This is a genomic window from Deferrisoma palaeochoriense, from assembly GCF_054656955.1.
In genome coordinates, this window is the sequence record NZ_BAAHXI010000032.1 from 22,581 (window position 1) to 44,725 (window position 22,145).

23 protein-coding genes are annotated in these 22,145 nt (G+C 68.6%); 20 read left to right on the forward strand and 3 right to left on the reverse strand.

Annotated features, from left to right (window positions below; genetic code table 11):
- Window positions 1-76: 76 nt before the first annotated feature.
- Entirely contained in the window at window positions 77-1,117 is a 1,041-nt protein-coding gene (locus ACYQ8L_RS10280) for a radical SAM protein (RefSeq protein WP_459941704.1), read from the forward strand.
- 27 nt (window positions 1,118-1,144) lie between these two features.
- On the opposite strand, the gene ACYQ8L_RS10285 is transcribed toward ACYQ8L_RS10280, so the two are convergent.
- Genes ACYQ8L_RS10285 through ACYQ8L_RS10295 form a run of 3 tightly spaced genes read right to left on the reverse strand, consistent with a single transcriptional unit; the run spans window position 1,145 to window position 4,862 of the window.
- Complete coding sequence (locus ACYQ8L_RS10285) at window positions 1,145-2,494, reverse strand: sigma-54-dependent transcriptional regulator (protein WP_459941705.1); 1,350 nt, start codon at window positions 2,492-2,494, stop codon at window positions 1,145-1,147.
- Window positions 2,491-3,678: a two-component system sensor histidine kinase NtrB gene (locus ACYQ8L_RS10290; RefSeq protein WP_459941706.1), complete on the reverse strand. Its 1,188-nt coding sequence runs from the start codon at window positions 3,676-3,678 to the stop codon at window positions 2,491-2,493. The genes ACYQ8L_RS10285 and ACYQ8L_RS10290 overlap by 4 nt, the downstream gene beginning before the upstream one ends.
- Before the next feature lie 20 nt (window positions 3,679-3,698).
- Complete coding sequence (locus ACYQ8L_RS10295) at window positions 3,699-4,862, reverse strand: iron-containing alcohol dehydrogenase (RefSeq protein WP_459941707.1); 1,164 nt, start codon at window positions 4,860-4,862, stop codon at window positions 3,699-3,701.
- Between the two features lie 403 nt (window positions 4,863-5,265).
- Here ACYQ8L_RS10295 and ACYQ8L_RS10300 point away from each other — a divergent pair, with 403 nt between their 5' ends.
- From ACYQ8L_RS10300 to larC, 19 genes are all read left to right on the forward strand, one after another.
- Window positions 5,266-5,538 (forward strand): DUF4242 domain-containing protein, encoded by a 273-nt coding sequence (locus ACYQ8L_RS10300; protein WP_459941708.1) that lies wholly within the window; start codon window positions 5,266-5,268, stop codon window positions 5,536-5,538.
- A 209-nt stretch (window positions 5,539-5,747) separates the two neighbouring features.
- Window positions 5,748-7,247, forward strand: a complete 1,500-nt coding sequence (locus ACYQ8L_RS10305; RefSeq protein WP_459941709.1) for a DUF362 domain-containing protein — start codon at window positions 5,748-5,750, stop codon at window positions 7,245-7,247.
- A 116-nt stretch (window positions 7,248-7,363) separates the two neighbouring features.
- A complete protein-coding gene (locus tag ACYQ8L_RS10310; RefSeq protein ID WP_459941710.1) occupies window positions 7,364-8,287 on the forward strand; it encodes a DUF362 domain-containing protein in 924 nt (307 codons plus the stop codon).
- A gap of 33 nt (window positions 8,288-8,320) precedes the next feature.
- Window positions 8,321-9,304: an Mrp/NBP35 family ATP-binding protein gene (locus tag ACYQ8L_RS10315; RefSeq protein WP_459941711.1), complete on the forward strand. Its 984-nt coding sequence runs from the start codon at window positions 8,321-8,323 to the stop codon at window positions 9,302-9,304.
- 33 nt (window positions 9,305-9,337) lie between these two features.
- Entirely contained in the window at window positions 9,338-9,664 is a 327-nt protein-coding gene (locus tag ACYQ8L_RS10320; RefSeq protein WP_459941712.1) for a hypothetical protein, read from the forward strand.
- 10 nt (window positions 9,665-9,674) lie between these two features.
- Window positions 9,675-10,037, forward strand: coding sequence for a hypothetical protein (locus ACYQ8L_RS10325; protein ID WP_459941713.1), 363 nt, complete (start codon window positions 9,675-9,677; stop codon window positions 10,035-10,037).
- Between the two features lie 31 nt (window positions 10,038-10,068).
- Window positions 10,069-10,878, forward strand: coding sequence for a mycofactocin-coupled SDR family oxidoreductase (locus ACYQ8L_RS10330; RefSeq protein ID WP_459941714.1), 810 nt, complete (start codon window positions 10,069-10,071; stop codon window positions 10,876-10,878).
- 108 nt (window positions 10,879-10,986) lie between these two features.
- Window positions 10,987-11,115, forward strand: coding sequence for a variant-type mycofactocin precursor (mftA, locus tag ACYQ8L_RS10335; protein ID WP_459941715.1), 129 nt, complete (start codon window positions 10,987-10,989; stop codon window positions 11,113-11,115).
- A 68-nt stretch (window positions 11,116-11,183) separates the two neighbouring features.
- The gene (mftB, locus tag ACYQ8L_RS10340) at window positions 11,184-11,438 is read left to right on the forward strand and encodes a mycofactocin biosynthesis chaperone MftB (RefSeq protein WP_459941716.1); all 255 of its coding nucleotides are present in this window, start codon (window positions 11,184-11,186) and stop codon (window positions 11,436-11,438) included.
- On the forward strand, window positions 11,419-12,507 hold the full coding sequence (mftC, locus tag ACYQ8L_RS10345; protein WP_459941717.1) for a mycofactocin radical SAM maturase: 1,089 nt from the start codon (window positions 11,419-11,421) through the stop codon (window positions 12,505-12,507). Before mftB ends, mftC begins: the two co-directional genes overlap by 20 nt.
- Window positions 12,508-12,520: 13 nt before the next feature.
- Window positions 12,521-14,488 (forward strand): mycofactocin system FadH/OYE family oxidoreductase 2, encoded by a 1,968-nt coding sequence (locus ACYQ8L_RS10350; RefSeq protein WP_459941718.1) that lies wholly within the window; start codon window positions 12,521-12,523, stop codon window positions 14,486-14,488.
- Window positions 14,488-15,588, forward strand: a complete 1,101-nt coding sequence (locus tag ACYQ8L_RS10355) for an electron transfer flavoprotein subunit alpha/FixB family protein (protein ID WP_459941719.1) — start codon at window positions 14,488-14,490, stop codon at window positions 15,586-15,588. The genes ACYQ8L_RS10350 and ACYQ8L_RS10355 overlap by 1 nt, the downstream gene beginning before the upstream one ends.
- Window positions 15,585-16,883 (forward strand): FAD-dependent oxidoreductase, encoded by a 1,299-nt coding sequence (locus ACYQ8L_RS10360; RefSeq protein ID WP_459941720.1) that lies wholly within the window; start codon window positions 15,585-15,587, stop codon window positions 16,881-16,883. Before ACYQ8L_RS10355 ends, ACYQ8L_RS10360 begins: the two co-directional genes overlap by 4 nt.
- Window positions 16,880-17,167, forward strand: a complete 288-nt coding sequence (locus tag ACYQ8L_RS10365) for a ferredoxin family protein (RefSeq protein ID WP_459941721.1) — start codon at window positions 16,880-16,882, stop codon at window positions 17,165-17,167. The genes ACYQ8L_RS10360 and ACYQ8L_RS10365 overlap by 4 nt, the downstream gene beginning before the upstream one ends.
- A 50-nt stretch (window positions 17,168-17,217) precedes the next feature.
- The gene (locus ACYQ8L_RS10370) at window positions 17,218-18,126 is read left to right on the forward strand and encodes an electron transfer flavoprotein subunit beta/FixA family protein (protein ID WP_459941722.1); all 909 of its coding nucleotides are present in this window, start codon (window positions 17,218-17,220) and stop codon (window positions 18,124-18,126) included.
- Complete coding sequence (gene mftF / locus ACYQ8L_RS10375; protein WP_459941723.1) at window positions 18,123-19,562, forward strand: mycofactocin biosynthesis glycosyltransferase MftF; 1,440 nt, start codon at window positions 18,123-18,125, stop codon at window positions 19,560-19,562. Before ACYQ8L_RS10370 ends, mftF begins: the two co-directional genes overlap by 4 nt.
- Window positions 19,563-19,612: 50 nt before the next feature.
- A complete protein-coding gene (larE, locus tag ACYQ8L_RS10380; RefSeq protein ID WP_459941724.1) occupies window positions 19,613-20,437 on the forward strand; it encodes an ATP-dependent sacrificial sulfur transferase LarE in 825 nt (274 codons plus the stop codon).
- Window positions 20,438-20,441: 4 nt separating this feature from the next.
- The gene (gene larB, locus ACYQ8L_RS10385; RefSeq protein WP_459941725.1) at window positions 20,442-21,218 is read left to right on the forward strand and encodes a nickel pincer cofactor biosynthesis protein LarB; all 777 of its coding nucleotides are present in this window, start codon (window positions 20,442-20,444) and stop codon (window positions 21,216-21,218) included.
- Window positions 21,215-22,069, forward strand: a complete 855-nt coding sequence (gene larC / locus ACYQ8L_RS10390) for a nickel pincer cofactor biosynthesis protein LarC (protein ID WP_459941726.1) — start codon at window positions 21,215-21,217, stop codon at window positions 22,067-22,069. The genes larB and larC overlap by 4 nt, the downstream gene beginning before the upstream one ends.
- Window positions 22,070-22,145: the final 76 nt, after the last annotated feature.

A 22,145-nucleotide genomic window follows, 5' to 3' on the forward strand; every position in this document is an offset into this window, starting at 1 on the left:
GCGAGGAGGAAGGGCCCTGGGAAGCGACATCCACCGAACCTTGGCCGACCACGGGTTGAAGGCGCCGCGGTCCCTGATGCTAGCCGTCACCGGGCGGTGCAACCTCCGGTGCGCCCACTGCTGGGTGCGTGGAGGGCCGGCGGCCGAGGGGCCGGTTCCCACGAGGGCCGCCTTGCGACTTGTCGGTGAGTTCCTGGAGTTGGGGGGGCGGGAGGTTTGTCTCACCGGTGGGGAGTTGCTGACCCACCCCGAGTGGCGGGCCGTGGTGGCCGGGTGCGCCACGCTCGCGGGCGCGTCCCGGCTGAAACTGCAGACCAACGCGACCCTGATAGGTCCGGAGGAGGCCCGGTTTCTTTCCTGCCTGGGGCCCGGCGGGCCCACGGTGCAGGTGAGCCTGGACGGCGCCCACGCGCATACCCACGACCGCATTCGGGGCGGCGGAACGTTCGCCCGGGCCATCCGGGGCCTCTCGCACCTGGCGGCGGCCGGGCTGGGGCCTTGTATTGAGCTTCTCTTCACCGAAACGCGACAGAACCTTGGCGAGTCGCCCGAGGTTTTCCGCCTGGCCGAGCGATTCGGGGTGGCTCGGATCCGGTGGGGCTCCCTCGTGCCGGCCGGGCGTGCGTCGGCATCCCGGGGGGCCGACGTCCCCACGGCCTCCCAGTACGAGGCGGTGTGTGAGCGGTTTCGGAGGGATGGGGTGTTCCGGCGCGGGTGCGCGCGTTACGGATCCCCCGTGGCGGTGGCGTGGTTGGGGGCCGGGCCGCGGCCGCCCCATGCGTGCAGCTTCGTGGAGAATCCCTACGTCACGGCCCGAGGCCTGGTGTTCCCGTGCCCGCTGTTCCGATCCCCGGACCACGCGGCGTCCGGGGCGTTCGGGCGCCCCTGGGCGGACGTGTTGACGCACGGGGCACCGCTCTGGGAGACCCTGCGGGCCGCGAGCCGCCGCCGCTCGGAGGCGACCCCGGCTTGCCGCGCGTGCGAGGCCCGGCCCGTCTGCCGGGCCGGTTGCATGGGGCGGGCGTACGCCGTTCGTGGGAAGGCCCTGGCTCCCGAGGACCGCTGCGTTCTTCGCCGTGCGGTGGCGCGGCTGCAGCGCGAGGGCCGAACCCTCTGAGCCCTCCCGCCGCGCCGCAGCCGGCCCTCAGAGGCCGTACTTGGCGATTTTGGCGTAGAGCGTCTTTCGGTCCACGCCCAAGACGTCTGCGGCCCGGCTCTTGTTTCCCCCCACCGCATCGAGAACGGCGCGGATGTGGTCGCGCTCCACCATCCAGAGGGGACGCAAGGTATCGCCCGCGGGTGCGCGGTTCTTTTTTGTTGGGGACCCCACGGAGAACGGCAGCAGGTCGGGGGTGATCACGGGCCGCTGGGCCAGGATGCAAGCCCGGCGGATCACGTTTCGGAACTCGCGCACGTTCCCGGGCCACGGATACGCCCGAAGGGTCGCGAGCGTCTCCGGGGGCAGTTGCCAGGGGCCCCCGTCGGGGTACGGGACCATCGAGAGGAAATGATGGGCCAAGGGTTCGATGTCGTCGAGCCGCTCTCGCAGGGGGGGCATTTGCACGGTCAAGACGTTGATCCGGTGATAGAGATCCTCGCGGAACTGTCCCTTTTCGACCCATGCCTTGAGGTCGCGGTTCGAGGCGAACACGAGGCGCACATCGACCCGGATATCCTTGTTTCCGCCCAGCCTTCGCACGGTCGAGGTCTCCAGCACCCGCAGGAGTTTTACCTGGACGTCCAGGGGCATCTCCGACACCTCGTCCAGGAACAGGGTGCCGCCGTCCGCCAACTCGAAAACACCCGCCCGGTTCTTGGTGGCTCCCGTGAACGCCCCGGCGGCGTGGCCGAACAGTTCGCTTTCAGCCGTGTGGAGGTTGAGCCTCCCGCAGTTGACCGCCACGAAGGGGCGGTCGGCCCGGGGGCTCAGGGCGTGAAGGGCCCGGGCGGCCAGTTCCTTGCCGGTTCCGCTCTCGCCGGTGATGAGAACGGGCTCCCGGGTGGGGGCGACCCGGGCGAGGAGTTCCAACGTGCGCCGAAACGCGGGACTCTGGCCCACTAGAGTGTCGGGATTGTGCTTGGTGGCATCGAGGCGCAGGCTGATGTTCTGGAGCCGCAGCCGGTTTTTCTCGGCCGCCTTCTGGATGACCAGTTCGAGTTCATCGAGCTTCACCGGCTTTGTCAGGTAGTCGTACGCCCCCTCCTTGATGCACTCGACGGCCGACTCGATCGTGCCGTGCCCCGTCAGCATGATGACCTCGGGCACCGTGGACTCGGCCCGCATGCGGCGCAGCACCTCGATCCCGTTCAAGCCCGGCATCCGGATGTCCAGAAGGACGACGTTGAAGATCTCCTCCCGGTACTTCGCCAGGCCGGACTCCCCGTTCTCCGCGGTCTCGACCAGGTGCCCCGAGCGGGCCAGTTCTTTCTCCAGCAGACGACGAAGCGGGGCTTCGTCGTCCACGACCAGGATCTTGCAGCGGTTGGGCGTCATGGCGAGTCGTGGACGGGCAGGACCACGGAAAAGGTGCTCCCCAGGCCCTCGGCACTCCTGACGGAGATCTCTCCGCCGTGCCGACGGACGATGTTGTAGCTCACCGCCAAGCCCAGGCCCAGGCCCTTCCCTACGTCCTTGGTGGTGAAAAACGGGTTCCAGATCTGCTCGAGAACCGGCTCCGGGATGCCGGGGCCGTCGTCCTCCACCTCGAGGACCGCGTCCCCTCGTTCGTGCCGGAGGCGGATGCGCACCGTCCCCCCTTCCCCCACCGCCTGGAGCGCGTTGGTCGCGAGGTTCAGGATGACCTGGCGAAGTGCCGTTGCGTCGCCCCGCACCCCGGGGACGTCGGTCTGCGTGTCGACGAGGAGGGCCGTCCCTTGGCTCCTCGCCATGGGACCGAGGAGCTGGAGCACCTCGTCGATCAGGGCCCGAAGGTCCACCTCACCCACACCCCGCTCCGATTTTCGGCTAAAGCTCAAAAGGCTTTCGATGATCGTCTTGCAGCGGTGGGCTTCCCGGACGATGACGTCCAGGTACTCGGGAAAGTCCTCCAGGCGTGGATCGGAGGCCAGTTCCCCGTGGGCTCGAAAGCGCCGCAAGAGGGCCTCGGCGTACCCGGCCACCGAGGTCAGCGGGTTATTGATCTCGTGGGCCACCCCCGCGGCCAAGACGCCCAGGCTGGTGAGCTTTTCCGCCTGGAGCAGTTGGATTTCCCTCGTCCGTTTCTCTGTGACATCCCGAAGAAACACGAGGGCCCGCGCGAACCGCCCGTCCGCATCCTCGATCGGGGTGGTCGTGGTTTCCAGGTAGCGGGTGCCGTCGCCCGTCTCGACGGCAAACGAGTCGTCCCGAACCTCTCCCCGAAGCGCGTCGGACACGGGGCATCCCTGGGCGTCGCAGGCCCTGGCCGGGTGGAAAAACCGCTGGCAGGTGGCCGGTTCCTCCCCGGCACCGGGGAAGATCTGGGCCCACACCCCGTTGCAGTACTGGAGCTTTCCGGTGGCATCGAACACGGCCACCCCGTCCTTGATGGCCCCGAACACGGCCTGGAGTTCGTTCGTCCGGACCCGGAGATGCCGGTTGATCGCTTCGAGTTCGCGGATCTTTTGTTTGACTTCCGCGTAATACCCGATCTTCGAGCTCTCGAGCCCGAGGAGGTGTTCCAGCAGTCCTTCGTCCACCGGGCGGTTCGTCGCTTCCATCAGAACACGCGGGCCAGGATCCCCCGGAGGTCCGGGGGGGCGGCCGGTCGGGGGGCCGTGAGGATGCAGGTGTCTTCCACGGCCCGCTGGGCTACGAGGTTTAGGTCGGCCTCGCGGACCCCGAGGCACCGCAGCGATCGGGGGGCCCTGGACCCATGGATCAGAAGGTCCAGTTGTTCCTGCACGATGTCGGATGCCACCCGCGCGTTCCCCTCGGCCCGGTGCCCGAAGCCCCACGCCAGTTCCGGGAGTTTCTCCTCCACCGCCGGAAGGGTATACCGGATCACCTCCGGCAACAGCACGGCGTTGATGCTCCCGTGTCCCGCCCCGTAGAGGCCCCCGATCGGATGGGCCAAGGCGTGCACGATGCCGAGCAGGGCGTTGGAGAACGCCATGCCGGCGTGGAGGCTGGCCCGGGCGAGGTTCTCGAGGTCTTCGTCCTTTCGTTCCCGCACCGCCGGGACGAGGCTCGCAACGAGCAGGCGGATGGCCTTGAGCGCGTGCACGTCGGTAAGGCTCGTCGCCGCCACGGAAAAGAACGCCTCCACCGCGTGGCTCAGGGCGTCGAACGCGGTCGTGCAAACGTACTCCTCGGGCAGGGTCCGCAGGGTGTCGGGATCGGTGAGGCTGATGTCGGGCGCCACGGTGCGGCTCATGATGGTCATCTTACAGTGGCGGGCCGTGTCGTTGATGATGGCGAACTGGGAGACGTCAGAACCGGTGCCGCAGGTGGTGGGGCACAGGACCATGGGGGGCAGAGGGCGGTGGATCCGGTCGGATCCCTCGTAGTCCTGGATCCGCCCGCCGTTCGCCACCAGGATCGCGATCCCCTTCGCCGCGTCCATCGGACTGCCGCCCCCCAGTCCCACGATGACGTCGGCGCCCTGCCGTCGATACTCCTCCGCGCCCCTCTCGACCTCCTCGTCCTTGGGGTTCTCGGTCACGTCGTCAAAGCAGACCACCTCGAGGTCGGCCTCCCGCAGGCTCCGGATCGCGACATCGGCCCATCCCGCCCGCCGCAGGCCCGGGTCGGTGACGAGCAGCACCTTCCGTCCCCCGAGTCGGCGCGCGCAAAGCCCCACCCGCGATAGGAGTCCTCGCCCAAACACGATCTCGGGAACCTCGAATTTGTAATGCGAAAGATAGGGTTTCGTTTCCGTCATGCCCCGTCCTCCCGCGGGTGTCGCAAGGTCCAGGGTAGGCACCCGGAGGACCTATTGCAAGGCGGGTGCCTCGGAGTTGCCCAGGGGTGGGCACGGGGCTCTTCGATTTCGCGCAGGGAAACTCCTTTCTTGCTGGGAAGCCACGCCGGAAGGTGTGGGTATTCTCCTCACCGGGGAGAAACTCCACAGTCGAAACCCCCAGTCTCTCCGCATGCTCCAACCCGCGTGTCCAGTTTCTCCACAATGACGCCGCCCGGGGAGTGAGGTCTCCCGCCAGAAAAGCCTGTGAACAAGGGAAAGAGAGACGCAGTTTGTCCTGGCACGCCCCTTGCTCTCCGTGTTCGCGACCCGAACGGGACTTCCCCGTCCCGCGGGGCTCCCCAACCCCAAAGGAGGCGATTCCATGCCCAAGTTCCTGATCGAACGCGAGATCCCGGGTGCCGGAAACCTTTCCCCGGAGGAGTTGTCGACTATCTCCCGGAAATCGTGTGGGGTGCTGGCGGAGTTGGGGCCCCGCATCCAGTGGGTCCAGAGTTACGTGACCGACGACAAGGTCTACTGCGTGTATATCGCGGACAGCGAGGAGACGGTGCGTCGGCACGCCGAGCTGGGGGGATTCCCCGCGAACCGGATCTCCGAGGTGCGGGGGATCATCGACCCCACCACGGCCGAGTGAAGGCCGAGGGAGCGCGGTCCCCGGCGGTGGCTGTTTCCCTTTTTTCCGCGAGGCGAGTGCCGGCCGAGTCCGGAACAGGAAGGAGGGTTGCACACCCCCGGAGCCCCGGAAGACACCGGCGGGAGAGGGGATCTTCGGGCGTTCCTGCCGGCCCCCGGTCCCGCGGTTCCCGCCAAACCCGAAACGCAAGCGAGCCCAAGGAGTCTGACATGAGCGAACCCAAGTGCGAACCAACGAAGTGGCACGAAATGAAGGGGCCCGTCATCGGGGGCCGGGAGCATTACCAGAAAGCCTCCTGGAACCCGGTAAAGCACGACTGGGGGCCGTACACGAAGTCCGGACCGGCGCCGGTGTGGTTTTCCGAGGCCGGGGCCACCAACTGGACCGAGTCGATGATCTGCAAGACCAAGGACCTTTTTTACGAGGCGAAGTTGAACGAGTGCTTCGAAAAAGGGGACGAGGTCGCCATCAAGATCCACTACGGCGAGTGGAACCGCACCGCGATCCTGCGGCCCGAATACATCGCGGCCGTGATCGAGGAGGTCAAGGCCTGCGGGGCGCATCCGTACGTGGTGAACGATACCACACTTAGTTACCACACCTTCAACAATATGGCGATCTCCCAATACCAGATGGAGGGGGCCATCCGGCACGGGTACAACAGCGCGACCTTCCAGTGCCCGGTGCTGATCGCCGACGGGTATTCGGGAGAGGACGACTACCGGGTCGAGATCCCGGAGGGTCTCATCCTGAAGGAAACCTACATCGGCCGGGCGATCGCCGAGGCCGACGCGATGATCGTGCTGGGGCACGCCCGGGGCCACTCCATCACCATGTACGGCGGGGTCCTCAAGCAGCTCGGCATCGGTTGCCAGTCGAAGCGGGGCAAATACATCACCCACCTCGCCCACTGGGGTGACCCCCACGACGCCATCGGGTGGCCCAAGTTCACCGACAAGTGTCCGGGCAAGGCGTGCAAGTTCCACGAGATGTGCGACAACTCCTGTCCACGCCAGGCCCACCGGGTCACCGAGCACGGCAAGGAGTGGTGGCCGGAGCGGTGCCGCCTCTGCTACTCGTGCCAGGTCACCTGCATCTTCTCGGGGATGACCGGGATCACGTTCGAGGAGAACTACTTCCCCAACGCCATGATCGCCCACGCCGACGCCGCGCTCGGCGCCCTGAAGTGCTTCGAGAGGGGCAAGGTGGGGTACATGAACTTCGCCATCGACGTGGTACCCGAGTGCGACTGCTTCCCCTGGGCCGGCATGCCCCTGTGCCCCGATGTGGGGATCTTCGCCAGTAAGGACCTGATCGCCTGCGAAATGGCCACGCTCGACGCCATCGACGCAGCCCCCATCAGCCCGGGGTCTGTGGCCGAGGAGAAGGGTCTGAAGCCGGGCGATGACAAATTCCGCGAGGTCAACGGGTTCAGCCCCCGCATCACCATGGCGGCGGGGGAGAAGATCGGTCTCGGGACCATGGAGTACAAGCTCGTGAATTACGAGCCCGTCCTGACCCCCGAAAACGCGGCGAAGTGGCAGGTGCGCCCGGGAGGTATCCCAACGACCGTGCGGTTGCGGGAGATCTTCCGTAAGCACGACCTCACCACCGAGGTCATGCCGTTCCAGCGCACCGAGTACAACAAGGACTGGGTCTTCAACGAGTGGAAAAAGTACGACCCCTTCAAGGGGCAGACCCCCGGGTAAGGGACCCTTCGCCGGGGCGGGGAAGCCGGCCGCCGCGGGCTCTCCCCGCCCCTTTTTTGCGGGCCCCCCGATCGGGGGCGCCCCCACAGCGAGTCCTGGGAAGGTGGTTGGCCATCATGAGACGCGTGTACTGGATGGACCTGGAAAACCTCGGGCCGGATCGTTCTGTGGCCCAGAAACTCCGGGCGCTCCTCGAGACCTCCGGGGCCGGCGACGACCTGTGCCCCGAGATGCGGGTGTCGTTGAAGGTCAACACCGCGGAGGACGGGTACGAGTACGGCTTGCGGCCCGTGTTCATCCGAAGCGCCGCTCGCCTCGCCGCCGACCTGACGGGGAAGAGCCCGATCGTGTGCGACGGGCTCAAGCTCGTGGACTACTGGAGAAGGACCAAGGGGCACGCGTTTCTCGAGGTGGCCCACAGCAAGGGCTACAACCCCCAGGCCCTCGGCGGGAATTTCGTGATCAACGGGGGCTATAGCGGCGACGAGGGAAACATCTACCCCTGTCGGCTCCCCAACTCCGAGTTGGGCGGGGTGGAGGTGGGCACGGCGGTGTGCCGTACCGACGCCCTATGGGTGCTTTCGCACGTGACGCTCCACCCCTTGTTCGGGCTTAGCGGGGCGCTCCTGAACGGCGGATTCGAGTGCCTCGTGGGCCGCGAACGCGTGCGGGTCCTGAAGGGCCTGAACCCGTATCTGTTCAACGGCCACCGCCCGGGTGCCGACGAACTGGCCGGATTCCGGCGCCGGGCTCTGGAGGCCCACCTGGGCGTGCGCGAAGCCATGGAAGAGCGCGTTTTCTACGTGAACTGCCTGTGGGACGTGACCCCCCAGCCCGAATACTACCCGTTCAGTGAGGGGCCTCTGGTCGCAAACCTGGGGTTTCTGGCGGCCCGGGACCCGGTCGCCCTGGACGCCGCCACGGTTTCCCTGCTCCGCGGGGCGGGCGCGCCTCCCCCCGACGAATTCCTTGCAGCCCTGGAGGAGGCGGAGTCGCTGGGGTTGGGCGTTCGGGAGGCCCCGGTGGAACGGCTTACGTGACGCAACCCATCACCCCTTGCACGAGGAGATCCCATGGAGACTCAACTGAGCGCCTTTCGCGAGCAGCAACGGCGGCACCTGGCCGGGGACGGGGCGATCGCCGACGCGCTTCGGCACGTCAAGTACAAGATCGCCGTCCTCTCGGGGAAGGGGGGCGTCGGCAAGACGGCCGCCACCATCAACTTGGCGGCGGCCCTTCAGAACGCGGGGCACCGGGTCGGCGTCTTCGACGCCGACCTGCACGGGCCGAGCACGCCGAAGATGTTGGGGATCAAGAAGGAATCCCGGCTAAACGGCGCGTTCTGGCTGGACCCGGTGGTTACGGAATCGGGGATCAAGGCGCTTTCCGTGGCCCTGTTCTGGCCCGGGGACATGACCCCGGTCATGTGGAGGGGCCAGGCGAAGAGTCGCACGATCCGCCAGTTGCTGGCTGCGGCGAAATGGGGAGGGCTGGATTTCCTCCTCGTCGATCTGCCGCCGGGTACCGGTGACGAGCCCATCGCGATCTTGAAGTCGATCCCCGGCCTCGACGGCGTTGTGATCGTGACCACACCCCAGGAGGTTTCGACCCTGGTGTGTTCCAAGGCGATCAACGCAGCCCTTTCCCTGGGGGCGAAGGTGCTGGGGCTTATCGAGAACATGAGCGTGTATCGGTGCCGGTGTTGTGGCGACGAGGTCCACCTGTTCGGGAAGGACAAGGGCCGCAGCCTGGCCCGCATGATGGAGGTGCCGTTCCTGGGTTCGATCCCCCTGGATCCCCTCTTCTCGGAGGCGGCCGATTCTGGGGTGCCGATCGTGAACCTCCACCCCGAGAGCGTGACCGCCCGGGCCTTCGTGGAGATCGCCCACACGTTGGCGGCCCAGATGCCCCCGAGGGAGGTGCCCGATGCCCCGCCCGAGGAGAGCCGGCCCTGCCCAGGGTCGGGGCACCATCACCGCCCTCACCATCACCACAACCACGGCAGCCGGGGCGGATGCGGCCACTCGCACCACCGCCCCACGACTCCCGGCGGCTGATGCGCCGCCCCTAACACACCGGAGGAGGACTCGATGTCGGACCAAAAGATGGGAACCCACTACGCGCGAGAGATGGCCGCGGTATTTCGGGAGATGGCCGGGCAGGCCCATTACGGCGCCATGAAGGACAAGCTGGAGCAGCTCGCCGACGAGTTGGAGAAGCTGGCCTCCAAGCTCTACTTCAAGACCCAGAAGGGAACCGAGGACATGCAGCGGCTGATGGGGGAACTCGAAGAGTTGCGGGCCAAGGCCGAAGCCTGCCAGGAGGCCTCGGAGGTCGGCAGCATGTGCACCCCGTTTTTCGGGAACATCGAGAAGGTGCTGAACCACGTGAAAACGATGAAGGTGAGGATGACCTGAGGAGGTCGCGATGGGCTCCGACCAGCCGAACCGCCAGATGATCGAGGACATCACCCGGGTCGGTGTGCGCGCCGCCGTTCTGCTGAGGGGTGTGGTGCTGCAGACCGTGGACCGGGACACCCTGGAGTGGGGGTTGCGGGAGTTGGCGGCGGGTCGCCTTCTCGAGAGGTACTTCGGATACCTGGTGGACCACCCCGAGTGCGTGGATCTGCTGAATCTGCTGCACCTTGTCTACAGCCTCGAGGGGCAGTTGGAGTTTCAGGTGCGCGAGTACGGTCTCGACTCGGTGAAGGACGACCTGGAGGAGATCAACTTCAGCTTGAGGCGGGTGGGTGAACGGTTCGACCTGGCCGCCCTGCGCCAAGCGGTCTGACCCGTCCCATGCCGACGAGGAGAGAGGCTCCATGAAGCTCGAAGGTCAAGTGGCGATCGTTACCGGCGGCGCCCGGGGAAACGGGCTCGCCATCGCCAAGGCGCTCGCATCCGAGGGGTGCCGGGTGGCCCTGGCGGACATCTGCGAGGACATCCCCACCGTGCCCTACCGGCTGTCCTCGAAAGAAACCCTGAACCGGGCGGTCGAGGAGATCCGGGGGATGGGGGGCGAAGCGCTCGGCATCGTGTGCGACGTGCGCTCCGCCCCTTCGGTAAAGGCGCTCGTGGACGAGGTGAAGCAGAGGTTCGGCCGGATCGACATCCTCATCAACAACGCCGGCATTACGAGCCTGGTTCCGGTGGTGGATATGGACGAGGCCACGTGGGACGACACCCTGGACACCCACCTCAAGGGAACCTTCCTGTGCTGCCACTACGTCGTTCCCCACATGATCGAGGCCCACTACGGCAAGGTGGTGTCCATCTCCAGCGTGGGGGGCCAGAGGGGGTTCGGGATGGGGGCGCACTACTGCGCGGCCAAGCACGGGATCCTGGGGTTCACCAAGAGTCTGGCCATGGAGGTGGCCGACCACAACATCAACGTGAACGCGGTGTGCCCCGGAACCGTGTGGACCGACATGATGAAGGGATTGGCCGAGCACTTCGGCATGGAAGAGGACGAGGCCAAGGAGCAGTTCTGCGAGGGGCATCTGTTCAAGGATCGGGAGATCACCCCGGAGGACGTGGCCCAGGCCGTCCTGTGGCTGTGCCTGCCGGAAAGCCGCTGCGTGACCGGGAACATGATCACCGTGGACAGCGGCTGGACCGCGGCGGCGGGCTAAGGCGCCGGCGCAGAGGCGGGGAGCCGGCCCCCACCGGGGGCGCCTCGGAGCCACGGGTGAACCAAGCATGCGGTGACCGCTTTCGCCAATTGCCGAAAGGAGCGAGCCATGGAAGAGACCGGAAAGAACCCCGAACCGATGATGACCCACGAAAGCGAAGAACCCGAAGCGCCCGAAATCCTGGAGGAGATCGCGGTGGAGGAACTCGCGATCGACGGGATCTGCGGCGTGTATTGAGGCCCGTTCCCCGGGGATGGGGCCGGCAGCCGGCCCCATCCCGGAACCCGCCCACGGGGGTTGACCGCATGAACGTCCGATACCGGCTCCATCCCTGTTGCCGTGTGCGCCGAGAGGCCTTCGGGCTCCTGTTCTACGACAGCCGGGGCCCGAAGCTCCTCTTCGCCGAAACCGAAGCCCTGCTCGACCCGGAAGACCTCCGGGCGGGGGTCGGCCGGGCGGAACTGGAGCGGCGTCTCGGCCCCCGTTCGGCCGAGCGGGTCCGGGGGTTCTTGGAACGGCTCGTCGCAAAGGGGTTTCTCCGTGAGCAACCGGTTTGTTGAAGGGGGCCTGCGGGCCCCGGTGAACGTGACCTGGGAGGTCACCCTGGCCTGCAACCTCCGGTGCCGCCACTGCCTGTCGGCTTCGGGGGAGCCGGCCCCGGGGGAGCTCGACACCGCCGAAGCCCTCGATCTGGTGGAGCAGTTCCACCGGGCCGGGGTGTTCCAGGTCAACTTCGGCGGCGGGGAGCCCTTTCTCCGGCCCGACTTCGACCGCATCCTCGACGCCTGCCACCGGCGCGGTCTGGTCACCTGCATCTCGACCAACGGAACCTTCCTCGACAAGGGCCGGGTGGCGCGCCTGGCCGAGAGCGGGCTCGTGGCGGTGCAGGTCAGCCTGGACGGGGCCACCCCCGCCACCTGCGACGGGCTGCGGGGGGTGGGGAGCTACGACCGCGCGATGAGGGCCCTGACCCTGCTCGCGAAGAGCCCGATCCCCACGAGCATCAACGCGGTGCTCACGGCGGCAAACACCCGGGAGATCCCGGCCCTCTACGAGATGGCGCGGGAACTGGGGGTGACGCTTCGGGTCAGCCGGTTTCGGCCCTCGGGCCGGGGAGCGGCCCTGTGGCGCAGCCTGCGGCCGTCGGCCCGCCAGTTGTTGGAGTTTTCGGAGTGGTTGCTGGGGACGGGGGACGTCCGGACCGGGGACAGCTTCTTTTCGCTCACGCCCCAGGAGCGCCAGGGGCTGGGGCTCAATCTGTGCGGTGCGGCCAAGCTCACCTGCTCGGTGGGACCGGCCGGGGAACTCTTTCCGTGCGCCTTTCTCCAGACGCCCCGGTTTCGGGCCGGATCCCTGCGGGAGGAGTCGTTCCAGGAGATCTGGGACGGATCGCCGGTGTACCGGTGGTTCCGGCGGCTTCGCATCCGGTCCTGCGAGGGGTGCCACCGGTTCGACCAGTGCCACGGCGGCTGCCCGGCCGTGGCCTACCACATGGGCGGGTCCCTGGAGAGCGGGGACCCGGAGTGCCTGGAGCGGTGCGTCACGGCCCTGACCGGGGAGCAGCCCGCCCCTGAGGCCGCATCGGCCCAGGGCGGTTTTCGAATCACCGAAGAGGCACCTTCCGCGTGAGGAGTTGCTTGCCATGATGTTCCAGTACCTGTTTTCCCCGTTGAAGATCGGCCGCGTGGAGGTGCGCAACCGCATCTCCTTCCAGCCCCATTTGACGAACTTCGCCGTGGACTGCCTGCCCTCCGAGCGCCACATGTACTACTGGGGCGAGCGGGCCAAGGGGGGCGTCGGGCTCATCATCACCGAGGAGATGAGCGTCCACCCTACCGATCGGGCGTACGAGAAGTTGGTGGAGGTGTTTCGCCCCGAGGTGATCCCGGGCTTCCGGAAGATCACCGACTATGTCCACCAGTTTGGGGCCAAGATCTTCGCCCAGCTCAACCACAACGGCCAGCAGTGCGACGGCACGTTATCCCGGCTGCCGGTGTGGGCCCCGAGTCCGGTGCCCGACGTGCTGTTCCGGGAAGTCCCCAAAGAGATGGAGCCCGAAGATATCGACGAGGTGTGCCGGTACTTCGCCAGGAGCGCCGTCCACGCCCGGGAGGGAGGGTTCGACGGCATCGAACTCCAGTACGGGCATTCGAGCCTGGCCCGGCAGTTCCTTTCGCCCCTGACCAACAAGCGCCAAGACGAATACGGGGGGAGCCTGGAGAACCGGATGCGGGCCCCGATCCGGTTCATCGAGGCGGTGCGGCGGGCGGTGGGGGACGATTTCACGGTGGGCATCCGGCTGTGCGCCGACGAGATGGTCCCCTGGGGTGGGCTCACCCTGGCCGATACCCAGGAGATCGCCCAGCGGTTCGAGGCCACCGGCCTCATCGACTTCATGGACCTTTCGATCGGCACCTTCTACAACCTGTACCTGGTGGAAGGCTCCATGCACACCCCCCTGGGGTACACGATTCCCCTTGCCGCCGGGATCCGCGAGAAGGTGAAGCTGCCGGTGTTCTGCACCGGCCGGATCAACGATCCGGTCATGGCCGAGAAGGTGCTGGCCGCGGGCCAGGCCGACATGATCGGGATGTGCCGGCAGCTCATCTGTGACCCGTTTCTCCCCAAGAAGGCCTTCGAGGGGCGGCTCGAGGACATCCGGTACTGCGTGGCCGACAACCAGGGATGCATCGGCAGGATGGGGCTCAACAAACTTCTGGGCTGCATCCAGAACCCGGCCGTGGGGCTCGAGAAGCAGTGGGGGGAGGGAACGTTGAAGCCGGCTCCGGTCAAAAAGCGGGTTATGGTGATCGGGGGCGGCCCGGCCGGCATGTGGGCCGCCAAGATGGCCGGACGGCGGGGCCACGAGGTGCATCTGTACGAGCGGGGGGACGAGCTCGGCGGGCAGGTCCGGATCGCCATGAAGGGCGCGGGACGGGACGAGTTCGGGGTGATCATCCGCAACGAGAAGGAGCAGGTGGCGAAGGCCGGGGTCACCGTGCACCTGGGGGTCGAGGTGGACGCGGAGATGGTGGTCCGGGAAAACCCGGACGCCGTCATCGTGGCCACCGGGAGCGTGCCCTTCAGGACGCCCCCGATGCCCGGGGGAGACGGACCGGGCGTATGGAACGTGTGGCAGGTGCTCCAGGGGGAGGCGGAACTCGGCGAGACGGTATGCCTCATCGACGACGACGGTCACCACCGGGCCACCTCGACGGCCGAGTACATGGCCGACCAGGGGAAAAGGGTCCACATCCTGTGCTCGAGCCTGTTCGTGGGGGCGGAGTTGGGGCCGCTCCAGGACCTCTACCTGACCCGACAGCGGCTGCTGCAGAAGGGGTGCACGTTCACCCCGGACACCGCGGTGATCGAGATCTCCGGGGAACCCGGCGCCAAAAGGGTGCAGGGGGTGAACGTCTACTCGAACGAGGTCAGCACATTCGGGCCCTACGACTCCGTGGTGTTGGCCGTGCGGCAAGAGGCCGACGACGCCCTGTACAAGGCGCTGAAGGGCAGGGTCAGGGAACTCCACCGCATCGGCGACTGCGTGGCGCCCCGCAAGGTGGATATGGCGATCTGGGAGGGCCACAAGGTGGGGAGGGAGCTGTGATGGCCCGCGCTGGGGGGCACGGCACGGCTGCCGGCCCGGTGCTGGCCTTCGTGGCCCGGCCCGAGGGCCAGCCCGACGACGCGGACAAGGGAATCCTGAACCAGGCGAGCCGGCTCGCCGCGATGCTCGGGGCGCCGTGGGCCGTGGCAACCTTTGCGGGCGCAGGCGACGACGCCAGCGCCTCCTCCGGGGAAGAGGCGTCCGGAAACGGCTCGCCGGACGTGAGCCTCTTGGCCCGGTACGGGGCGCCGGAGGTTTGGGTGATCGAGCCCGGCCCCGAGGCCCCCGATCGGCCGGACGTGCAGGCCGAAGCGCTCGCCCGGGCCGCTGCGCAGGTCGGGGCCCGCGCGGTCCTCCTCGCGCACACGGACCTCGGGTCGGCACTCGCCCCCGTGGTGGCGGCCGAACTCGACAGGGCCGGCGGGGCCGCCCTGCTCACCGAGGTGGTCTCGGCGGCTCGAAACGGCGAGGGCGTTGTGTTCGGGAGGCGCGCCCTCGGGGCCCAGGCCCTGGAGCTCAGGCGCTGGGACGGCGCCGTGCCCCTGGTGGCCACGGTGGACCCGGGTGCGCTGAGCCCGGTGCTCTTGCCCACGGTCCGGCCCACCCGTCCCCCGGTGCGATCCATCCGGGTGGCGGCTTCGGAACGGGCCGCCCGCAAACGGATCGTTCGCCGGATCCCTCCCGACCCCCAGACCGTGGACGTGACGGAGGCCGAGGTGATCTTTTGCGCCGGGAAGGGGTTCGACCGGGAGAGCTTCGAGGCGTTTCGGGAACTCGCCCGGTTGCTCAAGGCTTCCCTGGGGGTGACGCGGCCGGTCTACGACCTCGGCTGGGCCGGGTTCGAGAGGATGATCGGCCAGACGGGGCGCACCGTGGCGCCGCGGTTTTATCTGGGCATGGGCATCTCGGGTTCCATGCACCACGTCGGGGGGATCAAGGACGCCAAGCGGATCGTGTGCCTGAACATCGATCCCAAGGCACCCATGTTCCCCAACAGCGACGAGGGGTTCGTGGCCGACATCCGGGAGGTGGTACCCCTTCTCCTGGAGAGGGTGAGAACCCGGCTGGCGGCGGCCGAGGCCGAGGAGGGCGCCCCATGAAGCGGCGGTTCGAAGCGATCGTGGTCGGGGCGGGGCCGGCCGGGGCCGCGGCGGCGGTGAAGCTCGCCCGCGAGGGTGTGGACGTGGCCCTCGTGGAACGGGGGGCCTTTGCGGGTGAGAAAAACATGTTCGGCGGCCTGCTTCACCGCATGCCCGCCCTGGAAGAACTGTTCCCCGACTTCTGGGTCCGCGCCCCCCTGGAGCGGCACGTAGTCCAAAAGAACCTGTGTTTCCTGACGGGGGAGGCGAGCTTCACGGTACGGTACGAGACCGAGGCGTTCGACCGGCCGCCGTACAACGGGTACACGGTGTTCCGGCCACGGTACGACGCCTGGCTCGCGCAAGAGGCCCAAAGCGCAGGGGCCACCTACCTCACCCGGTGCACCGTGGACGACGTGATCGTGGAGTCCGGCCGGGTCTCGGGTGTCAGGCTCCTGCGGGACGGGGGAGAATTGCGGGCGCCGGTGGTGATCGCGGCCGACGGGGTGCTGTCGTTCACGGCGCTCAAGGCGGGCCTGCGGCGGGGCCCCTTCGATCCGGACCAGATGGCGGTGGGGGTGAAGGCGCTCGTCGATCTGCCGAAGGCGGTCCTCGAGGACCGGTTCGGCCTGGTCCGGGACCAAGGCGCGTCCGTGGAGTTTGTGGGGTGCACGGACGGGGTGCGCGGGGGCGGGTTCCTGTACACGAATGCCGACAGCGTGTCCGTGGGGTTGGTGCTCCACATCGGAAGCCTGAGAAGGAGCCGCAAAACCCCCTACGACCTCCTCAACCGGTTTCTGACCCATCCCCATCTGGCCAAACTGCTCCAGGGGGGGCGCCTCTCGGAGTACTCGGCCCACGTCATCCCCGAGGGGGGATACGAGATGATCCCCCAACTGGCGGGAGACGGCATCCTGGTGGCCGGGGACGCGGCCGGGTTCTGCTACGCCAACGGGCTCAACCTGGAGGGGATCAACCTGGCCGCCCACTCGGGGATCCTGGCGGCCGAGACCGTGCTCCAGGCGCGGCGAGCCGGGGAGTTCTCCGCCCGCGCCCTGGGGGACTACCGGAGGCGTTTGGCCGAAAGCTTCGTGCTGCGCGATCTCAAGCTGTACCGGCGGGCGCCCCGCATGCTCCACATCGACCGGTTGTACGGAACTTACCCCGAACTCCTTTGCGAGGTGATGGAGCGGGTCTACCGGATCGACGGCACGCCTAAGGAAAAGCTCCCGAAACTCTTTCTGCGAAAGGCGCGCCAGAAGATGTCGACCCGGGAACTCCTGTCCGACGCATGGCTGGCGTGGAGGTCGGTATGATCCACATCAACGTCGACGAGATCTTCGATTACACCAGCTTTTCGGTGGACGACGAGCCCCACATCGTGCTCGACCCGGCCGTGTGCCGCACCTGCGATCACCGGGGCTGCGAGTCGGCCTGCCCGGCCCGGTGTTACAGCTGGTCGGAGGAGGAGGGGAAGATGCAGTTCGTTTACGACGGCTGCCTGGAGTGCGGCACGTGCTACATCGTGTGCGACAAGAACGCCTTCACCCGGTGGCGCTACCCCCGGGGAGGGTTCGGCGTGAGCTACCGGATGACATGACACGGGGCACAGCAAGGCGAACGGGGGAACCACCGGACCGAGAGGCGATCATGGCCCAGAATGCGTTGGGAATTCTCGTGCTCCTGCGGGAGGTGACCGACCCTCGGCCCCCCGCCCAGTTGAGCGAGGAGGGGGCGCTGATCCGAGACCGGGGGCTTCGGCGGATCCCCAACCCGGCCGACCTGGCCGCCCTCGAGGAGGCGCTGGCCCAGGCGGCGGGTTTCCCCGGAGCCGCGGTCACCGCGTTGGCCGTGGGGCCACCCCGCGTGGACAACCTCCTGCGTTGGGCCGTCGCCATGGGGGCCCACCGGGCAATCCGGATCTGGGACGACCACCAGGCCCTGGAAGGAGCCGACGCGTCGGCGGACGCCGCCCTCCTGGAACGGTGCCTGGAGATTTTTCGGCCGGATCTGTGGATCACCGGGAGTCGGTTGCTCGACCGGGGCGACGACCCGGGTCCCGCCCTGGCCTGCGCCCGGGCCGGTCTTCCCCACGTCGACGCGGCGGTGGGCCTGCGGATCTCCGATGGGGGGATCCGGGTGACCCGCAGGGCGGACCGCGGCGCCCGCCAGGAACTCGAACTGCCGCTGCCGGCGGGGGTGTTTGTCGAGGCCGGGATCCGCAGGCCACGATATCCGGACATGGAACGGGTGCTCGCCGCCCTGGAGGCCGAGATCGAGGTGTGGGGACTACCGGATCTGGGGTTGCCCGCCGCGGCGGTGGGGGAGGCCGCCGCGAGGCTGGCGCGGCTGGGGTATCGGTTTCCGAGGCCGGACCCCTTGCGGGTCCCCACGCCGGATCCGCGCTGGCCGGCCCCCCAGAGGACCGCCGCGCTGCTCTCCGGGGGGATCCAGCCCCGCGCGGGGCGCATCCGTTTCGGCACGGCCGCCGAGGTGGTGGACGCCCTCCTGGAGATCTTCACCCAGGAGGGGCTTCTGCCGGCCGGAGGCGCGCCATGAGGTACCGGATCGCTCCCGACGTACGGCTCCACGAGGGGACCGAGGGCGCCTACCTCGTGGGTCTCCACCCGCTTCGGGCGGTTCGCATCAACGCCGCGCTCCACCGCCTGGTGGGGCGGTGCCGCGGACCCGGGGCGGAACCGGTGGCCCCTGGCGAGGCGGAGGCCCTCGAGGCCCTGACCCGGCGCGGGTTTTTGGAGAGGGAGCGGGCCGCCGGGTTGCCCGACGAGGCCCTTCCCACGGTGAGCGTGGTGATCCCGGTGAAGGACCGGGCCGGAGAGCTCGACCGCTGCCTCCGGTCGCTGAGCCGGCTGGACTATCCGCGGGGCCGGGTGGAGGTGATCGTGGTGGACGACGGAAGCCGGGACGGGTCGGCCGACGTGGCCCGGCGCTGGGGGGCGCGGGTGGTGGGCTCCGGCGGGTGCGGAGTCGGACCGGCCTCCGCCCGTAACCGCGGCGCGGAGGCGGCGCGGGGGGAGATCTTGGCGTTCATCGACTCCGACTGCACCGCCTCCCCCGGCTGGCTACGGGACCTTGTGGCGGCCTTCGAGCGACCCGAGGTGACGGCGGTCGGCGGGCGGGTCGAAGGGATGCACGTGGCGACGCGGCTCGATCGGTACGAGGCGGTCATGTCGAGCCTTTTCCTCGGGCGCAGGGAGCGAAGCGCCCGGGAAGGGAACGACACCTTCTACCTCCCGAGTTGTAACCTGCTGGTGCGCCGGAACGCGTTTCTCGGGGTGGGCGGGTTCCGGGAGGGGATGTGCGTGGGCGAAGACGTGGACCTGACCTGGCGCCTGCGGGATCGGGGAGGACGCATCGTGTATCGCCCCACCGGGTGGGTGTGGCACGAGCACCGGAACCGGTGGGGGGCGTTCCTGCGCCGGCGGTTCGAATACGGCGGGTCGGAGGCGCTCCTCCACGCCGCCCACCCCCAGCGACGCAAGAAGATCGCCTTCCCGCCGAGCCTGACGGCGGCCGTGTTGCTCCTGGCCCTGGGAATCGCAGGGGGGATCGGAATCGCGGTCCCCCTGGGCGTCGCCGTGCTCGGGGTCGACGCGCTGTGGTCCCATCGGCTCTTGTCTCGCCGGGGCATCCCGGTTTCCCGCAGGCGCGTGGCCGCGGCGCGACTGCGGGCGCTGAGCAGCCTGCTCTACTACCTGGGGGAGCACGGCCTTCGGTACTACGCCGCCCCCGCCGCGGTCGCGGCCGGGCTCTGGCCGCGGTTCGGGATGCTCTTGGCGCTGCTGGTGGCCTGGGTGGGCCTGGTGGAGTACCGGACGCGCCGGCCCGGGGTCTCGCTCCCGTGGTTTTTCGGCGCCTACCTCCTGGACCGGCTGGCGTACGGGGCCGGCGTGTTCTGGGGGTGCCTGCGGCGCCGGAGTTTCGGGAGTTACCGCCCCCTGGTGTACCGGCGCATGGAGATGACCTTCGGCTGACGGGGGGCGGCCGGAACGGGATGAAAAGGGTCGAAAGGGAGAGGAGAGCGATGGAGCCGAGGCTCGAAGGGAAAGAACGTCGCCTGAAGGAGATTCTTCGGGAGATGGGGGGCGTGGTGATCGGGTTTTCGGGCGGGGTCGACTCCAGCTACCTCTACGCCGTGGCGGTGGAGGTCCTGGGCGACCGGGCCCTCGGGGTGACCGCGTGCTCCGAGACCTACCCGGAGCGGGAACGGCGGGAGGCCGAGGCCCTGGCCCGTTCGCTCGGAGGGAGGCACCAGACCATCGTGTCCGAGGAGCTCGACGTGCCCGGGTTCGCCGAGAACCCGAAGAACCGATGTTATTTCTGCAAAAAGGAGCTGTTCGGCAAACTCCGGGACGTGGCGGACCGCGAGGGGCTGCCCCACGTGGCCGACGGCTCCAACGTGGACGATCGGGGAGACTACCGGCCGGGCCGGCAGGCCGCCCGGGAACTGGGGGTTCGAAGCCCGTTGGACGAGGCCGGGCTGACCAAGGAGGAGATCCGCGCCCTTTCCCGGGCCCGAGGTCTCCCCACCTGGGACAAGCCGGCCTTCGCGTGCCTGTCGTCGCGGTTCCCCTACGGGACCCGCATCACCCGGGAGAAGGTGGCCCGGGTCGGAAGGGCCGAGGAGGGCCTTAGGGCGCTCGGGTTCCGGGTGGTTCGGGTCCGCCACCACGGGGACGTGGCCCGGCTGGAGGTGGGGCCCGAGGAGTTCTCGCGGATCGTGAACGGCCTCCGGGAGGAGGCGGTACGCGTGGTGAAGGAGGCCGGGTATGTGTACGTGGCTCTGGATCTCCAGGGATATCGGACGGGCGCCATGAACGAGGTGCTGCCCGACCTCGGCCAGGGGTGACCCGATGACCCGCGAGGCGATCCGCGATCTGCTGGAACGGCTGGTCCGGGGGGAACTGGGAACCGAGGAGGCCGTGCGCCGGCTCGAGACCTTCCGGTTCGAGGACCTGGGGTTTGCCAAAATCGACCACCACCGCCGGGTTCGAAACGGGTACCCGGAGGTGATCTACGGCGAGGGGAAAACGCCGGAACAGGTGGCGGAGATCTTCGGGCGGCTCGCGGCCCACAACCCGAACGTGTTGTGCACCCGGGCCAACCCGGCGGCCGCCGAGGCGGTCCGGCGGCGGGTGCCCGAGGCCCGGTACCACGAACTGTGCCGGGTGGTGGAGGTCCGGCGTGCCGAGGCCGAGCCCGTGGGCTTGGTGGCCCTGGCCGCCGCGGGCACCTCGGACCTGCCGGTGGCCGAGGAGGCCGCCGTGGCCCTCGAGGCGTTCGGAAGCCGGGTGGAGCGGGTGTATGACGTGGGGGTGGCCGGGATCCACCGGTTGTTCGCGCACGGGGAGATCCTGAGGCGGGCCCACTGTGTGGTGGCCGTGGCGGGAATGGAGGGGGCGCTTCCGTCCGTCGTCGCCGGCCTCGTGGACGTGCCCGTGATCGCGGTGCCCACGAGCGTGGGCTACGGGACGAGTTTCGGGGGGATCACCGCGCTGCTGGCCATGCTCAACTCGTGCGCCTCGGGGATCAGCGTGGTGAACATCGACAACGGGTTTGGCGCGGCGTACCAGGCCGACATGATCAACAAGCTCGCCGTTCGGGGGCGGCGGGGAGAGGAGACGTCGTGAGCCGCATTCTGTATCTGGACGCCTCGGCCGGGGCCAGCGGGGACATGTTCGTGGGGGCGCTCATCGGCGCGGGGGCCGACCCGGAGGTGATTCGCCGGCACGTGCGGGGGCTCGGGCTGGAAGGCCTGGAGGTGCGGGTGCGGAGGGTCGAGCGGGCCGGCATCGCGGGCACCAAGTTCGACGTGCTCGATCCGGAGAGCGGGCGGCCCGTGGACGAGATCGCCCTACCGGGAGGGGACGGGGGAGGGTCCCACGGGGGGCACCCGCACGGGGGACACGAGGGGAGCGGACACGGCCATCACCACCACCGGGGCCTTCCGGAGATCCGATCCATCTTGGGCCGTAGCCCCTTGCCCGGCCCGGTGGCCGCGGATGCTCTCGGGGTGTTCGAACTCCTGGCGGCCGCCGAAGCCCGGGTGCACGGCTGCGCCGTGGATCACGTCCACTTTCACGAGGTGGGCGCCCTGGATGCCATCGCCGACATCGTGGCCGCGGCGTCGGCGGTTCACCAACTGGGGGTAGACGAGATCTGGTGTTCCCCGGTCCACGTGGGTTCGGGCACGGTGCGGTGTGCCCACGGCGTGCTGCCGGTGCCCGCCCCGGCCACGGCCGAACTCCTCAAGGGCGTCCCGGTGTACTCCGACGGAACGGTGGGCGAGTTGTGCACGCCCACGGGGGCGGCGTTGTTGCGGTACTTCTGCCGGGGTTTCCGGCCCCTGCCCCCGATGGCCGTGGAGGCGGTGGGGTACGGAGCCGGAACGAAGGACTTCGGGATCCCGAATTTTCTGCGTTGTTTCGTGGGCGAGGCGCCGGCCTCGGCCGTTCGCGAGGAAACCGCGGCCATGGGGTAGATCTCGTACGCCCGGGGGTCGCGGGATCTCGGCGCACGCGACCTGACGACGAACGTTCACCCCCAACCACCCTGTC

Excerpts from the sequence above, each read along its gene's own strand:
- ACYQ8L_RS10280 (WP_459941704.1), top strand. The coding sequence starts at position 77 with ATGCTAGCCGTCACCGGGCGGTGCAACCTCCGGTGCGCCCACTGCTGG.
- ACYQ8L_RS10285 (WP_459941705.1), bottom strand. The coding sequence starts at position 2,494 with ATGACGCCCAACCGCTGCAAGATCCTGGTCGTGGACGACGAAGCCCCG.
- ACYQ8L_RS10295 (WP_459941707.1), bottom strand. The coding sequence starts at position 4,862 with ATGACGGAAACGAAACCCTATCTTTCGCATTACAAATTCGAGGTTCCC.
- ACYQ8L_RS10300 (WP_459941708.1), top strand. The coding sequence starts at position 5,266 with ATGCCCAAGTTCCTGATCGAACGCGAGATCCCGGGTGCCGGAAACCTT.
- ACYQ8L_RS10305 (WP_459941709.1), top strand. The coding sequence starts at position 5,748 with ATGAGCGAACCCAAGTGCGAACCAACGAAGTGGCACGAAATGAAGGGG.
- ACYQ8L_RS10310 (WP_459941710.1), top strand. The coding sequence starts at position 7,364 with ATGAGACGCGTGTACTGGATGGACCTGGAAAACCTCGGGCCGGATCGT.
- ACYQ8L_RS10315 (WP_459941711.1), top strand. The coding sequence starts at position 8,321 with ATGGAGACTCAACTGAGCGCCTTTCGCGAGCAGCAACGGCGGCACCTG.
- ACYQ8L_RS10320 (WP_459941712.1), top strand. The coding sequence starts at position 9,338 with ATGTCGGACCAAAAGATGGGAACCCACTACGCGCGAGAGATGGCCGCG.
- ACYQ8L_RS10325 (WP_459941713.1), top strand. The coding sequence starts at position 9,675 with ATGGGCTCCGACCAGCCGAACCGCCAGATGATCGAGGACATCACCCGG.
- ACYQ8L_RS10330 (WP_459941714.1), top strand. The coding sequence starts at position 10,069 with ATGAAGCTCGAAGGTCAAGTGGCGATCGTTACCGGCGGCGCCCGGGGA.
- mftA (WP_459941715.1), top strand. The coding sequence starts at position 10,987 with ATGGAAGAGACCGGAAAGAACCCCGAACCGATGATGACCCACGAAAGC.
- mftB (WP_459941716.1), top strand. The coding sequence starts at position 11,184 with ATGAACGTCCGATACCGGCTCCATCCCTGTTGCCGTGTGCGCCGAGAG.
- ACYQ8L_RS10350 (WP_459941718.1), top strand. The coding sequence starts at position 12,521 with ATGATGTTCCAGTACCTGTTTTCCCCGTTGAAGATCGGCCGCGTGGAG.
- ACYQ8L_RS10355 (WP_459941719.1), top strand. The coding sequence starts at position 14,488 with ATGGCCCGCGCTGGGGGGCACGGCACGGCTGCCGGCCCGGTGCTGGCC.
- ACYQ8L_RS10360 (WP_459941720.1), top strand. The coding sequence starts at position 15,585 with ATGAAGCGGCGGTTCGAAGCGATCGTGGTCGGGGCGGGGCCGGCCGGG.
- ACYQ8L_RS10365 (WP_459941721.1), top strand. The coding sequence starts at position 16,880 with ATGATCCACATCAACGTCGACGAGATCTTCGATTACACCAGCTTTTCG.
- ACYQ8L_RS10370 (WP_459941722.1), top strand. The coding sequence starts at position 17,218 with ATGGCCCAGAATGCGTTGGGAATTCTCGTGCTCCTGCGGGAGGTGACC.
- mftF (WP_459941723.1), top strand. The coding sequence starts at position 18,123 with ATGAGGTACCGGATCGCTCCCGACGTACGGCTCCACGAGGGGACCGAG.
- larE (WP_459941724.1), top strand. The coding sequence starts at position 19,613 with ATGGAGCCGAGGCTCGAAGGGAAAGAACGTCGCCTGAAGGAGATTCTT.
- larB (WP_459941725.1), top strand. The coding sequence starts at position 20,442 with ATGACCCGCGAGGCGATCCGCGATCTGCTGGAACGGCTGGTCCGGGGG.